We start from the raw sequence: 13,483 nt of genomic DNA on the forward strand, positions 1-13,483 counted from the left end.
CGTCCGCGGAGTCCATGACGAGCGTCGGGTTCTTCCCGCCCATCTCCATCTGGACGCGCTTCCGATCGTCGGTCGCCTGATCGTACACGGTGTTGCCGACCTGACTACTGCCCGTGAAGGAGACGGCGTCGACGAGGTCGTGCGTGGCGAACTCGGTGCCGACCTCGCTGCCGGGACCGGTGACGAGGTTGACCGCGCCGTCGGCGATCCCGGCCTCGTCGAGGCACTCGATGATCGCGTGGGCGGGACCGGGCGCGGCGGACGCGGGCTTGATGACGACCGCGTTCCCGGCGGCGAGCGCGGGCGCCATCTTCCACGCGGGGATCGCGACGGGATAGTTCCACGGCGTGATGAGCGAGACGACGCCGAGCGGCTCCGCCACCGTGTAGAGGGTCGTCTCGCTACTGCTGGCCGATTTGACTGCGCCGCCCATGTCGCGGGTCTTCGCGGCGTAGTAGTGGAAGATGTCGATCGCGCGCTGGACTTCGCCGCCCGCTTCCGCGTGAGTCTTCCCTTCCTCCGCGGTGAGGCGCTCGGTCAGTTCCCCCTTGCGGTCGGCGAGGGCGTCGCCGGCCTCGCGTAACACGTCGCCTCGTTGCGGCGCGGGCGTCGTACCCCACTCGTCCGCGGCTGCGACCGCGGCCTCGACGGCCGCCGTGGCGTCGCTCGCGCTCGATCGCTGGTATCTGTCCACGACCTCGCTCGGATCGGCGGGGTTGACGACCTCGATCGTCTCGCCCGTGCTCGCCACACTCCACTCTCCGTCGACGTAGTTGCGCCGTTCGTTTGGCATACGATAGCGATATCATCGGCCTTCCGGTAGAGCCGTTTTGGCGCCGGCAAATATGACCGGAGTGTCGCGGCGACGAGCGGAGAGGGGTCGTCGTTTCTCGGGCGAGAACGGGATTGGCGCGACGCCGGGCGTCCGTCATCCGGAAGACACGCCTTGATTTACGACAATACTGATGTAATATAGGTGCGCCTACACGTCCCCCGCGCGTCACCGCGTCCGGCGCGTCGCCCGTCTTTCCGCCATCGGATCGCCGATTCGTTCTCGGAGAGAGAACAGGGTTTGGTTCGAACTCGATTCGGAATCGATTCGGGCGCACCCCCCGTTCTTCCGATCACGCCCGGTATCGCCGTCGCAGCGCGTGACATCCGTCCGTCTACAGTGATCGCGTCTCCGATTCCCCATGTGAGAACAATGTTTATGATACTCCGGGTCGATCCTCTCGGTATGGCCGATGACAACCGACGGACGGTCGATGCGGTTCGGACTGCCTGCGAAGTGTTAGACGTCCTGCAGCGTCGAGAGCGGGTGGGAGTCACGGAGATCGCCGAGGAGGTCGGGCTCGCGAAGGGTGCGGTTCACCGGCATCTCACGACGCTCGACGAAGCCGAGTACGTCGTCAACGAGGACGGCCACTATCGCCTCAGCCTCCGGTATCTCGACATGGCAGACCGCGTGAAGGAGATGATCGGGAACTACGACGTGATCGCGGGCGAACTCGAGAAGCTCGCCGAGACGACGGGCGAAGTCGCGCAGTTCGCGACGGAGGAGCACGGATGGGTGACGTACGTCTACAAGGCGAACAGCGGCTCCGGCGTGCAGACGGCGTCGTCCGCGGGCAAGCGCGAGTACATGCACTCGACGGCGCTCGGGAAGGCGATGCTCGCGGAGATGAACGACGAGCGCGTCACGGAGATCCTCGACGAGCACGGGACGCCCCCGAAGACGGAACACACCTGCACGGACCCGAGCGAACTGCAGGCGTCGCTCGAAACGGTCCGCGAGCGCGGCTACTCGCTGGACAACCAAGAGAACATCACTGGTCTTCGGTGCATGGGAATGCCGCTCATGAACGACGAACCGAGGGTGTTCGGCGCCGTCAGCATCTCCGGTCCGGTGAGCCGAATGACCGACGAACGCATCGAGTCCGAGCTGTCGGAGGCGCTGGCGCGCTCGACGAACGTGATCGAGATCAACTCGAAATTCGCGTGAAGCGTCGCGGTCGTCGATTCGACGCGCGAGCGGGGGAGTGAACGTCTGTTTCTGTTCGTCGATTCTCGGTCAGTCGACCGACTGTCCTTGTAAAACGGTGTTAGGGGATTCTACAGGATCGCTGCGGAGACCATTTCGGTAACCAGCGGCTAACAGTAGAATATTACCAGTGGATAGTACAAACCATCATAGGCGAAGGAAAGACCTATCGTGGAGGAGGGGTTGGCTTTTTACTGTGCAGATCACGGATATCGAAGTCATACCACTATCGTACAGGCTTCCAGAAGGGTGCGGCCTCGGTGACGCCCGTGGCTTTGGCTACGATCGTGAAACTACACTAATAAGACTCGATACGGATGCAGGGCACATCGGATGGGGGGAGGCATTCGTTCCGGGTCGACTCGCACGTGCGACGATTGAGTCCTTCTTTGCGGACGAGATTGTGGGGTTTGACCCACACGATGTCGAGTCGCTCGCAGACCGCTTCACGACTGACCCATACCACTTCGGTCGCGGGATTGCTGTACAGAGCGCGCTCAGTGCTGTTGACATCGCCTGCTGGGACCTCATCGGAAAAGACCTCGATCACCCTGTCTACCGTCTGCTTGGTGGGGTTGAACGAGAGGAACTTCGGCCGTACGCGTCGACGATGTACTTCACAGAGCAAGACCGCTCCCTCGCCGAACCTATTGAGCGTGCCGTCTCAGAGGGGTTTACTGCCGCGAAGATAAAGATTGGGGGTGGGACGGAGTCTGACGTTAAGCGCGTTCGTGTCGCCCGTGAGGTCCTCGGAGACGATGCGCTCCTCATGGTTGATATGAATGGGAACTACCGGCCGGCGCAGGCGGCCCGGACAGCGAACGCCATCGCTGAGTACGATATCGCGTGGATAGAGGAACCAGTCCCCCCGGAGAATGAGAGCGGATACCAAGAGGTGAAGCGGCGTGTCGATGTACCGATTGCTGCCGGGGAGGCCCACTACGGGCGCTTTGCCTTCAAGCGACTAATTGACGACTATGGTGTGGATATAGTCCAGCCGAATCTCGCGCGCTGTGGCGGTCTTACTGAGGCTCGTCGCATCGGGACGATTGCAACGACGGAAAACGTCCGGATCTGCCCGCACGTCTGGAACAGTGCCGTCGGTCTCGCAGCCGCTGTCCAGTTTGCCGCGAGTACATCAGAGTACCCGCACACTCGCAACCGTCCAGAGCCACGATTGCTGGAGTTTGACCGTAGCGAGAACCCCCTCCGAAGTGAGCTACTGGAAGATCCGTTAGACCCGACGGGGGGTGTTCTTAAGGTTCCACAGAAACCGGGGCTTGGGATAGATGTTGACGAGGTCGCCGTGGAACGGTATCGAGACGATTGAAATCGATATATTCATCTGGCGATACACCCCCACGATCAATAGTTTTATATCTCCGTGTGAAGAACCGGTGTCCGTATGCCAGCATCCAATAGCTCGCGTTTGGGCCGGAGAGAATTACTCGTCACGCTCGGTGGGGGCACTGCCGCGGCCCTGGCCGGCTGTACCGGTGGTACGTCGAGCGGGTCTGGGAACGACAACGCGAGCGGGAGTAGCGGTGGGGGCGGCGAGGTTAGCATGACCGTCGCTACGTCCTACCAACCGGGCCACATCCTTGTTCAAATCGCCAACGAATTCAAGAAGCGTGTCGAGTCGGAGTCCGACGGGTCGATCTCCGTGAACGTCTCTTCGGGTGGCGCCTACGGGTCCGAGAGCAAGATCAGCGAACTCGTGAAGAGCGGCGGCGTCAACGCACAGACCGTCGGAGGGCTTGTGTGGCACAAATACGCACCGAAGTACGCGTTCTTCTCCAATCCGTACGTGATGGAGGACTTCGAGCAGATCACGTCCGTCTTCGAGAGCGACGCGTTCCAGCCGGCATTCGATCAGATCCAGCAGAACGGGAACCAGTACGAACTCGGCCAGCAGGTCTACATCGGCAAGCGGCACGTCACTAGCAATACACCGATTCGGTCGCCGGACGACCTGAAGGGGATCGACCTCCGTCTCCCGGAGCTCGATTCCATCGTCGCTATCTGGAACGCGATCGGGGCGTCCCCGACGCCCGTCGCGCTCGACGAGCTCTATAGCGCACTCGACAACGGTGTGGTCGACGCCTCGGAGGGACCGGCTGAACAGGTGTACTCGTCCGACCTCTACGAGGTGCAGAGCCACTACAACAAGACGGCTCACCAGATCGAGACTGGGAACCTCATGGTCAACAAGGACTTCTACGATGGGCTCGACCAGACGAATCAGGATATACTTGACAAGGCTGGTGCGAACATCACGAAGTCCGCCACAGATACCGCGAAGAACCGCGAGGAAGCGCTCTTCGACAAGCTCTCGAAGAAGGGGATGACCATCGTCGAAGACGTCGACGTGGAGGCGTTCCGGAGCGCCGCCCGTCCAGCTGTCAAGGAGCAGTTCAAGTCGAACTGGGCGCTGTCGTGGGATCAGGTGCAGAAGCAGGCATGATAGCCGGCGCACGCTGCCGGGGCGACTCGTCGGCGACGCTGACGACCGACCGGATGGACCGCCGATCAATACTGTGAAATAATGGAAATAGATCAATCACTCGGGCTTAGACGAGACACGTGGTACGACCGCTGCGTCGTGAACGTGACGATTGTCCTGTTCGCGGCTGTGGTCGTCTTGGCGACGGTGCAGGTACTGGTCCGGACGCTGGAGATCGACGCATTCGGGCCGATGGCATGGACGGAACCGGCCGCACGGTTCACGCTCATCGTCGGCACGTACATGGGTGCGGCGGTCGCCACGCGGAACCGGGAGCACATCTCCATTCGGTTCCTCAACGACCGCCTCAGACGCCGGTGGCCGTCGCTCGGTGCTGCATTGAATATCGCCGTAATCCTGATTACGCTCGCATTCCTCGCGGTCGCCCTCTACGGCACCGTACAGAACGTCGCGAGTGGGTGGCACACGTCGATCGGTGGGCTTGCGTCCGTGACGGCGGGCCACGTGTACCTCGGGATCGGGGTCGGACTCACGTTAATGGTCCTCTACGAACTCGGCTGGCTATGGAGTGCACTGGTGAACCTATCGAGCGCCCTCGGGTCGCCGAACGCACCTGGGAACCCGGAGGAGGGTAACTGATGGCGGATCTTCTCGTCGTCGGCCTTCTGTTCCTCGGCACGCTGTTGGTCCTCTACGCGATCGGCGTCCCGATCGCCGTCGCGATGGGGTTCACGAGCGTGATCGTCATGCTCTCCCCGTACGGCGGCGGCGCGATCAACTACGAGGTCGTCAGCAAGCAGCTCCTGTACGGAGCGAACAGTTTCACTCTCCTCGCGGTCCCGTTCTACCTCCTCCTCGGACGCCTCATGAACCGGATGGGAATGACACAACGGATATTCCGGCTGGCGAACGCACTCGTCGGGCAGTTCAAGGGCGGGATCGCACACGTCAACATCGTCGCGAGTATGCTGTTTTCGGGTATGTCCGGGATCGCTATCGCCGATGCGTCCGGCCTCGGGCGGATCGAGTACGCGGCGATGCGCGAGCAGGGGTACGACAAGGATATCTCACTCGGCGTCACCGGGGCGTCGTCGATCATCGGTCCGATCATCCCGCCAAGCGTGCCCGCCATCATCTACGCCCTACTGGCGGGCGTCTCCGTGGGCGACCTCTTCCTCGCCGGGATCGTCCCCGGCATCCTGCTCGGCCTCTTCCTGATGGCGACCGTCGTGATCATCGTTCACCGCCGCGGCTACGAGCCCGGCAACGAGTTCGAACTCGACGAACTCTGGGCGAGCTTGAAAGGCGCGCTGACGGCAATCCTCACCCCGGTCATCGTGGTCGGAGGGATCATCAGCGGCGTGTTTAGTGCGACGGAGGCCGGGGCCATCGCGATAATCTACGTGCTGTTGATTGGCGTGTTCCAGTACGGCGAACTCACCGTGGCGGGCATCGTGGACGAACTGCGGAACGGGATGGTGGAAACGTTCTCCCTCGTCTTCATCGTCGCGGCGGCCTCCCTCTATGGGTACGTCGCGCTGCAACTCCGCCTACCGTTCCTCTTGACGGACGCGATCACGAGCGTGACGACGAACCCCGTCCTCATCGTCTGCCTGCTTGTCGTTCTACTGCTCATCGTCGGGACCTTCATGGAGACCGTCGCCGCCATCAGCATCCTCGTCCCGGTGTTCATGCCGATCCTCAACACGACCGGGATCGACCCGACGTACTTCGGGATCGTGATGATCCTCACCCTGATGCTGGGGTTGCTGACGCCACCCTTCGGGGTCATCCTCTTCGTCCTGGAGAAAGTGACGGACGCGACGCTCGAGGAGGTCATGCGCGCGATCGTACCGTACTACGTGCCGATCATCCTGCTCCTGCTCCTCATCATGCTTCAGCCGAAAATCGCGCTCTTCGTTCCGAGTCTCGGATAGCGTTGTCCGGGCCTCGGCGCGTCCCTCCCGACGCGCGTATTCTATCGATCTTCGACAGTCGGGGCCAGCGGATCAGTTCTCGGACCGCTCGCACAGCCGCTCGTAGCGGGCCTTTGCGTCCTCGTTCCCGGTCGCGAGGTGGGATGTATCCTTGCCGACGATGAGATAGTCGAACCCCTGATCGAGGCGGTGGCGCATGTCGTCGGGATCGACGGTCAGCGTGCCGACGGGCGTCTCGGCCGCCCTTCCCGCGGCGACGACGTGGCGCAACGCCTCCACGAACTCCTCGGACTCCGGTTCGCCGAAGACGCCGTAGTCCATGGAGAGATCGGCTGGACCGACGAAGAGCGCGTCGATGCCGTCCACGTGGGCGATCTCGTCAGCGTTGGCGACGCCGTCGCGACTCTCGATTTGTCCGATAACGGTCAGGTTCTCGTCCGCCTCTCGGACGTATTCGACGAACGACTGCCCGTATTCGGCTGCGCGACCCGACGCGACGCCACGTTCGCCCTCCGGCGGGTAGGTTACCGCGGTGGCGACGCGTCGCGCCTCGTCGGCGGACTCGAGCATCGGCACCATGATCCCGTCCACGCCGATGTCCAGCACACGCTTGATCCGAACCGGATCATTCGATGGAACGCGGACGACCGTCTCCGTGTCCCCGTCTACTGCCTCGACTGCACGGGTGATGTCCTCGACGGTTTCTAGCGACATGGTCGTGTGTTCGAGATCGACGAGGAGAAAGTCCAGACCAATCGACGCACTCACCTCGGCGACGGTCGGATGGCCGATCGAAATCCACGTCCCAAGTGGACGGTTCCGAGATACTAACGATTCACGAAGTCGGCTCATTCGTGTACACCGTCTGAATATTGGGCGATTTCGTATAAAAAACTACCTGCGCTCGACCGCCGGATGCGGTCCACTACGGGGTGGTGACCGTTACCGGTCCGTCGAACCCAAGGATGACGGACTGTGCAATATCGCCGAACACGACCTTTCCGGTCGGGGAGCGCTTCCGGCCTGCCACGAAGATGTGGTCGCACCCCTCTTTGTCGGCCAACGCCAGAAGGGAGTCCGGGACCATTCCGACGAGACCGACCGTCCGGTAGGTTACGTCGTCCCCGAACGAACGCGCGCCGATCCGCGCGGCCGTCTCCTGAGCGCGTTCCTCCGCGTCGTCGATTCCCTCTCCTGCGGACGTCGCCGCTGACGTGCGTTGTACGTCGCTCTGATACGCCTGTTCGTCGACGATCACGCAGATCAGGAGATCGTCGTTCGTCCCGGTGACGTGTCGTTTCGCTGCCTCGATCAGCGTCTCGTCCGGTTCCTCGTCGTTCGGAAAGGCGACTAGTGCGGTTGCCATCGTTCCAATGACTTTGTAGTGGTACCTAAGCTTTCTCCCTGACATCGACCAGACCCCGAATCAGACCGTTGCCACGGCACGCGAGCGACTCAGCGCCGTTCGGAACGAACAGTATCGACGACGCCGCGGAGGTAGCCGACGGTGAACCCGCGGGCGCGGTGGCGCCAGTCGTCGTCGCCGACCATCTCCGGGACGTGGTCGGGGATGACGACGCCGTCGTAGCCGACGTCGTGGAGGGTGCGGACCGCTTCGCGGGCGTCGAAGTTCCCCTCGTCGACGAACGTCTCGTGGAACCTCGGCACCTCGCCGACGACGTCGCGGAAGTGGATGAAGACGATCTGGTCGCGCTCGCCAAAGCGCCGCAGCACCTCGTCGACGTCCTCGCCCATCTGCGAGAAGCACCCAAGACAGAGCTTCAGTCCGTGGTTGTCGCTCGGGACGAGGGCCATCGCGCGCTCGAAGTTCTCGACGTTCCGGAACAGCCGCGGGATGCCGCCGAGGGATTCGATGACCGGGGGATCGACCGGGTGGAGCGCGAGGTCGACGCCTGACTCCTCCGCGACGGGGATGACGGTCTCGAGGAACTCGCGGTAGTTCTCCCAGAACTCCGCTTCCGTGTACTCCCGGTCGATACCGGGGGCGAGTTCGTCTGGATCGTCCACGTCGTCGAGATCGAAGCCCGTGCCGTACGCCTCGCCGCGGAGTTCGACCGGGCCGGTGCGCATCGGGACGACGCCGCGGGGGTTCCACTGGTAGCCGAGAATCGGGATTCCGGCCTCGCCGAGGTTGCGGATCAGACGTGTGATCTGCGAGAGGGCGTCGTCGGCGCCGTCGCGCCCGAACATGATGTCGCCGTAGAGCGAGTAGGGGAGCGACTGGATCCCGGTGAGTCGGAGACCGGCGTCCGCGACGCGCTCGCGGGCGGCTTCGAGTTGGGCGACGGTGGGGATCGCGTCGCGCCCGACGGCGAGCGTCTCGGTCCCGTCTCGGTCGTTGAACTCGTCGGGTTCCTCCTCGGTGTCGGCGTGATCGACGAAGATATCGGTGGCACCGAGCTGGCGGATGTACTTGAGTCGGTCGGGGGCGAGGCTGCGCGTCCGTACGCCGACGCGCACGGATCCGTTACTGGCTTCGGAAGGTGGCTCGCGGGCCATACGCGGCGTTCGCATTCAAGGGACTAAATTCCCACTGATAGTGGCGTCGCACGTCGGCGATAGAGGATATGAGGGGGGAGGGAACGTGGCGTTACGCGTCAGCGTCCTCGTACTCGAACTCCGTCCACGCGCCCTCGATGTACGGGTACTCCTCGATGACGGACTCGTTCACTTCGACGCCGAGACCCGGTCCATCGGGGAGGACGAGGTGACCGTCTTCGATGGTGAGGTCCGTCTCGAGGACGTCCTCGGCGAGCGGGAAGGGGTACATCGCCTCGACGCCGTCGCCGAAGACGGGGTATTCGAGGCGGACGTCCTCAGGAGAGGCGGCGACGAGGTGGCCGTTGGCGACGAGACCGAGGTTCGTCCCGAAGTTGTGCGGGATGAACGCGATGTCGTCGCGGGCGGCGCAGTCGTCGATGCACGTGAGACAGCCGGTGTAGCCCGCGTGGTGGCGGACGTCTCCCTGAAGGTAGGAGACGCCGTTGTCGGCGAGCCGTCGGAGACCGGCGACGGATTCCTCGCTCTCCCCGCCGGCGAGCGGGAGGTCCGTCCGCGCCGCGAGGCGCTCGTAGGCCTCGTAGTCGGCGGGTTCGACCGGCTCCTCGATCCAGTACGGATCGTGGGTCTCGAAGGCGTCGAGGAGCGCCACGACCTGCTCGAAGTCGTACGATCGATCGCCGAGCTTCCACCACGTGTGGGCGTCGACCATGATGTCCATCCCGTCGCCGACGGCCTCGCGAATGAGGCGGATCGTGCGTTCGTCCGCCTCCGGGCCGAGTCCGGGCCGGTACTTGTAGCCGGAGAAACCCAGTTTCTGAAGCGCGCGCGCCTGCTCCGCGTAGCCCTCCGGGTCCATGTACATCCCCGCGCTGGCGTAGAGTTCGAGCGGCTCCGGGTCGATATCGCGGTCCGAGAGCAGTTCGTGTATCGGCGCACCGAGCTCTTTTCCGCGGAGGTCGTAGTACGCGACGTCGAGGACACCGAGCGCCTCCGCCTCGAGCTTGGTCGGGAGGTCGAGATCCGTGACGACCGCCCGAATGTCCGATGGCCCATCGACGTCGACTCCGGCGAAAGCGTCCGCGACGCGCGTCTCGAGGAGGTCGGCGAGGTCGGTGTGCGACGTGCCCTCGAAGTACTCGCGCATCGCGGAGTTCGTCGCCGCCGTGGGGGCGTACCCGACGCGGCCGTCGCGGGTTTCGACGATGGCGAGGGCGAAGTCCCGCTTCAGCAGGCGGCGCATCCCCCCGTAGAAGTCGCGTTCTTGCGGCGGCTCGATCGGCGACGATAACGTGTGGACTGCCACGTCTGCGAATCGCATGTGCGATCCATGTGCACCATCCATACTAATTGTTTCTTTGAGTGGCGCAGTCGGTGTTCGGTGCAGCACAGGCTGTTCTCTCAATGAGAACGTATCGGTCGCCCAGCGCCGTCGACGTCGCTCAATCACCCGCCCCGACCGCTTCGACGTGCCTCGAACGGCGAAATCGTTCTCGGTATGAGAACAGATGTGTTTTCGATCGGCATCCGGATTTACGGATATACCCACGTCAAACTCGATCGCGGTCGCGCGTCGCGTCCCGATTCGCGGAACCGCAGAGTGCTTCCGGCCGACCACATCTGTTCTCGCGAAGAGAACACACCCACCCGTCGCGTGGCGGCTCGGGCGGACGATGGCGAAGCACAAGGCGACCGAGACGGCCACTCTGTGCCGAGACGGCGATCGGTCTCCGCGACGGTCGCGGCGTTCTCGACGGGACCCGTATCGCTCGCGTCCGGTTCCCCGTTTCGGACGACGGTGACGGGACGCTTCGCGCCTCGTTCGCACACAGGCGATCTCCGCGGCTATTCGTCAGAGCGCTCGCGCGACGACGCCGCGACTCTCACCGCTCCCCGCGAAGTGCCCGGTATGGACCAGAGCGAGTTCGATCGACGGACGACGGAGTCGGAGCCATTGGGAACATGAGTTCAATTCATAGTCACTACGTAACTGCGGACAAGGTGGCGTATAACGTGATGAAGTTCGGGATTCGGGGACTGACACAGTCGATCGCGGCGGAGGGAGACGGAACGCTGCGCTCGTTTAGCGTGAGCACGGCGTACGTGAAGACCCCGCTAGTCGTCGGACAGATCGCGGACACCGCGGAGGAGCGCGGTATCAGCGAGCGCGAGGTCGTCGAGGACGTCATGCAAAAGCAGGGGCGCGTCTCAGAGATGATGGAGCCGATCGAGGTCGCGAACCTCTTCGTCCTCGGCTTCTCCGAGCACGGGAAGCACCTCGACGGCGGCGACCTCCGCTTCGACGGCGGCTACACGCTCACGTACGAGTGAGGTGCCGACCGGGAGCGGCGGTCCGTCGGGTTCCGAAATACCTATCATGCTAGAGTATATCATCGACGACCATGATCGATGGATTCGGCACCCGAGGCGGTCGCTGATGTACCGAGTGCTCGTCCCGATCGACGACACGGACCGCGCGGTACAGCAGGTCGGTACCATACTCGACGTACCGCTGCACACAGACGAGGTGCGCGCCGTCCTCCTGCACGTGTTCACGGAGAACCCCGAGGGGGCGTCGGTGAGCCAGCTCGGATCGATCCACGAGGCCCGAGATCGGCTCGAGGACGCCGGTATCGAGACGCAACTCGCAGAGCGGAGCGGGACGCCCGCGGCGGAGATCGTCGAGGCGGCGGAGGAGCGCGACGTCGACCTCATCGCACTCGCCGGCCGCCGCCGGTCGCCGACCGGGAAGGCTGTCTTCGGAAGCACCAGCCAGCGCGTCATGCTCGATACGGACCTCCCCGTGCTCGTCCGCAGCACCGACGACTGACCGCGAGCGTCCGGTCGGTCGGCGCCCGACTCGCCGACGCGGGGCGTATACCCGCCCCCACTCCGGCGGGACGCCCAGTCGTTGCCCGGAGACCGGTCACGGTGCGTTCGACACCGATGAATCTTAATATCGCGGCGTCGGAGTACGACACATGGACGAGCCGAAGCGGATCCGCGCGAGCGAACGATCGCTCACGATCCTGCGGACGCTCGCCGACCTCGGGTGGGCGAGCGAGACGGAGATCGCGGATCGTATCGATCTCGCGAAGAGCACAACTCACTACCACCTGAAGACGCTCGCCGACCAGTCCTTCGTCGTCGAGACGAACGGCCAGTACCGGATCAGCCTCTCCCTACTGGAACTCGGTCACGACGCGGTCGACCTGCTCGACGTGTACGATGTCGGCAAGCAGGTGGTGGACCGCGTCGCCCGGGAGACGGGCGAACTCTGCATCCTGATGGTGGAGGAGCGCGGGTACGCCTACTACGTCTACGACGGGCGCGGGGCGGACGCGATTGCGATCGACACGCTCGGAAAGCGGGCGACGCTCCACGACGGCGCGACGGGCAAAGCCGTCCTGGCCGCGCTCCCCGAGGAGCGCGTGGACGAAATCGTCGCGGAGCACGGTCTCCCGGCGACGACGGAGCGCACGATCACCGACCGCGAAGCGCTCGACGCGGAACTGGCCGCGATCAGGGAGCGCGGCGTCGCCTTCGATCGCGAGGAACGCCTCGACGGCCTCCACTGCGTCGCGACCGCGGTCCGCCACGCTGGAGACACGCAACCCGGTGCCGTATATGGCGCAATCGGCGTCATGGGCCCCGCGAGCCGCTTCACGGGGGACTACTTCGAGGAGGAGCTTCCCGACGTCGTCTCAGACGCCGCGAACCTCATCGAACTGGACTTACAGGGGTACTGATCTCGATTCACTCCTGTCGAATACCCGGGGTCGGACTCGTCGAGCGGCGGGCCGGCGGCACCGCGTCGGACCCGCGGTCCGGCCGGTGTACGCGTTTTTCGCGGTCGTGACGACGCGGTCCGCGACGGACGGCGCTCGATTGTTTTACAGTATTATCGACGTAACGATCGGGTCGTTCCCAGAGCCATTCACTACTGTATAATCCCGCCGTTCGAAGCGGACCGAGACGTCGTATGTACCCGGTCGGTGGCGACGAGTCGCCGCGGAGAACGCCGCTCGGATCGCTCGTGCACTACTCCTCGGCACGAGATTCGACGGTGTAGAATGAAGGGGGCGGCCGCGTTTCGAGGGCGACGCGTCAGACGCCGAGGTACCGCTGGCGGAGGTCCTCGTCCTCGCGGAGGTCCTCGTCCTCGCGGAGGTCCTCGTCCTCGCGGAGGTCCTCGTCCTCGCGGAGGTCCTCGTCCTCGCGGAGCTCCTCGTCGCTCACCTCGGCGACGACGTGCCCCTCGTCGATGATGTAGTGGCGGTCGGGGATTCGCTGCGAGCGCGCGGGCGATCGGAAGCATCTGTTGCTTTCGGCCACTCCCGCACCCGGGGTACATGAGGGATCAAGGGTCGGCGACGTCGGCCGTTCCGCCGCAGAGCGTGTTCGCGAGCATCGAGTGCGACGTGGTCGGGCAGACCATGCACTTCGACTCCGTCGTCGCAAATCTGGGCGGGCGCGGCGTCGCAGGGGCGCTCTGGGCGTCGGGAACGAGGCAGGAGAGAA

General features: G+C 64.0%; 13 protein-coding genes and 1 pseudogene. 8 read left to right on the plus strand and 6 right to left on the minus strand.

Features of this window, described 5'->3' with window-relative positions; all coding sequences use genetic code 11:
* Positions 1-793 (minus strand): aldehyde dehydrogenase family protein (locus AOZ13_RS06230; protein WP_148294568.1); only part of this gene is annotated, 793 nt, incomplete at its 3' end.
* Between the two features lie 444 nt (positions 794-1,237).
* Here AOZ13_RS06230 and AOZ13_RS06235 point away from each other — a divergent pair.
* From AOZ13_RS06235 to AOZ13_RS06255, 5 genes are all read left to right on the plus strand, one after another.
* Positions 1,238-2,002, plus strand: coding sequence for an IclR family transcriptional regulator (locus AOZ13_RS06235; RefSeq protein ID WP_021780113.1), 765 nt, complete (start codon positions 1,238-1,240; stop codon positions 2,000-2,002).
* A 235-nt stretch (positions 2,003-2,237) separates the two neighbouring features.
* The gene (locus tag AOZ13_RS06240) at positions 2,238-3,371 is read left to right on the plus strand and encodes a mandelate racemase/muconate lactonizing enzyme family protein (protein ID WP_020220703.1); all 1,134 of its coding nucleotides are present in this window, start codon (positions 2,238-2,240) and stop codon (positions 3,369-3,371) included.
* A 234-nt stretch (positions 3,372-3,605) separates the two neighbouring features.
* Positions 3,606-4,505 (plus strand): TRAP transporter substrate-binding protein, encoded by a 900-nt coding sequence (locus tag AOZ13_RS06245; RefSeq protein WP_020220704.1) that lies wholly within the window; start codon positions 3,606-3,608, stop codon positions 4,503-4,505.
* Between the two features lie 138 nt (positions 4,506-4,643).
* The gene (locus AOZ13_RS06250) at positions 4,644-5,144 is read left to right on the plus strand and encodes a TRAP transporter small permease (RefSeq protein WP_020220705.1); all 501 of its coding nucleotides are present in this window, start codon (positions 4,644-4,646) and stop codon (positions 5,142-5,144) included.
* Positions 5,144-6,442, plus strand: coding sequence for a TRAP transporter large permease (locus tag AOZ13_RS06255; RefSeq protein ID WP_020220706.1), 1,299 nt, complete (start codon positions 5,144-5,146; stop codon positions 6,440-6,442). The genes AOZ13_RS06250 and AOZ13_RS06255 overlap by 1 nt, the downstream gene beginning before the upstream one ends.
* A 72-nt stretch (positions 6,443-6,514) precedes the next feature.
* Here AOZ13_RS06255 and AOZ13_RS06260 read toward each other — a convergent pair whose 3' ends face one another.
* From AOZ13_RS06260 to AOZ13_RS06275, 4 genes are all read right to left on the minus strand, one after another.
* A complete protein-coding gene (locus AOZ13_RS06260; RefSeq protein ID WP_021780114.1) occupies positions 6,515-7,294 on the minus strand; it encodes an HpcH/HpaI aldolase family protein in 780 nt (259 codons plus the stop codon).
* Positions 7,295-7,367: 73 nt separating this feature from the next.
* Positions 7,368-7,853, minus strand: coding sequence for a universal stress protein (locus tag AOZ13_RS06265; protein ID WP_199896991.1), 486 nt, complete (start codon positions 7,851-7,853; stop codon positions 7,368-7,370).
* Positions 7,854-7,897: 44 nt separating this feature from the next.
* Complete coding sequence (locus AOZ13_RS06270) at positions 7,898-8,962, minus strand: mannonate dehydratase (RefSeq protein ID WP_044957059.1); 1,065 nt, start codon at positions 8,960-8,962, stop codon at positions 7,898-7,900.
* A 91-nt stretch (positions 8,963-9,053) separates the two neighbouring features.
* On the minus strand, positions 9,054-10,283 hold the full coding sequence (locus AOZ13_RS06275) for a mandelate racemase/muconate lactonizing enzyme family protein (protein ID WP_020220710.1): 1,230 nt from the start codon (positions 10,281-10,283) through the stop codon (positions 9,054-9,056).
* Between the two features lie 605 nt (positions 10,284-10,888).
* On the opposite strand from AOZ13_RS06275, the pseudogene AOZ13_RS06280 reads away from it, so the two are divergent.
* The 3 genes and pseudogenes from AOZ13_RS06280 to AOZ13_RS06290 form a co-directional block, all read left to right on the plus strand.
* Positions 10,889-11,293: pseudogene (locus AOZ13_RS06280) on the plus strand (SDR family oxidoreductase); the annotation flags it as partial.
* Between the two features lie 106 nt (positions 11,294-11,399).
* Positions 11,400-11,792, plus strand: a complete 393-nt coding sequence (locus tag AOZ13_RS06285; RefSeq protein ID WP_020220713.1) for a universal stress protein — start codon at positions 11,400-11,402, stop codon at positions 11,790-11,792.
* Between the two features lie 151 nt (positions 11,793-11,943).
* On the plus strand, positions 11,944-12,711 hold the full coding sequence (locus AOZ13_RS06290; RefSeq protein ID WP_020220714.1) for an IclR family transcriptional regulator: 768 nt from the start codon (positions 11,944-11,946) through the stop codon (positions 12,709-12,711).
* Between the two features lie 358 nt (positions 12,712-13,069).
* On the opposite strand, the gene AOZ13_RS13915 is transcribed toward AOZ13_RS06290, so the two are convergent.
* Positions 13,070-13,297, minus strand: a complete 228-nt coding sequence (locus AOZ13_RS13915; protein WP_020220715.1) for a hypothetical protein — start codon at positions 13,295-13,297, stop codon at positions 13,070-13,072.
* Positions 13,298-13,483: the final 186 nt, after the last annotated feature.

Source organism: Halarchaeum acidiphilum MH1-52-1 (assembly GCF_000474235.1).
In the GTDB taxonomy this organism is placed as follows: domain Archaea; phylum Halobacteriota; class Halobacteria; order Halobacteriales; family Halobacteriaceae; genus Halarchaeum; species Halarchaeum acidiphilum.

Excerpts from the sequence above, each read along its gene's own strand:
- AOZ13_RS06285 (WP_020220713.1), top strand. The coding sequence starts at position 11,400 with ATGTACCGAGTGCTCGTCCCGATCGACGACACGGACCGCGCGGTACAG.
- AOZ13_RS06270 (WP_044957059.1), bottom strand. The coding sequence starts at position 8,962 with ATGGCCCGCGAGCCACCTTCCGAAGCCAGTAACGGATCCGTGCGCGTC.
- AOZ13_RS06290 (WP_020220714.1), top strand. The coding sequence starts at position 11,944 with ATGGACGAGCCGAAGCGGATCCGCGCGAGCGAACGATCGCTCACGATC.
- AOZ13_RS06265 (WP_199896991.1), bottom strand. The coding sequence starts at position 7,853 with ATGTCAGGGAGAAAGCTTAGGTACCACTACAAAGTCATTGGAACGATG.
- AOZ13_RS06255 (WP_020220706.1), top strand. The coding sequence starts at position 5,144 with ATGGCGGATCTTCTCGTCGTCGGCCTTCTGTTCCTCGGCACGCTGTTG.
- AOZ13_RS06235 (WP_021780113.1), top strand. The coding sequence starts at position 1,238 with ATGGCCGATGACAACCGACGGACGGTCGATGCGGTTCGGACTGCCTGC.
- AOZ13_RS06260 (WP_021780114.1), bottom strand. The coding sequence starts at position 7,294 with ATGAGCCGACTTCGTGAATCGTTAGTATCTCGGAACCGTCCACTTGGG.
- AOZ13_RS06275 (WP_020220710.1), bottom strand. The coding sequence starts at position 10,283 with ATGCGATTCGCAGACGTGGCAGTCCACACGTTATCGTCGCCGATCGAG.
- AOZ13_RS06245 (WP_020220704.1), top strand. The coding sequence starts at position 3,606 with ATGACCGTCGCTACGTCCTACCAACCGGGCCACATCCTTGTTCAAATC.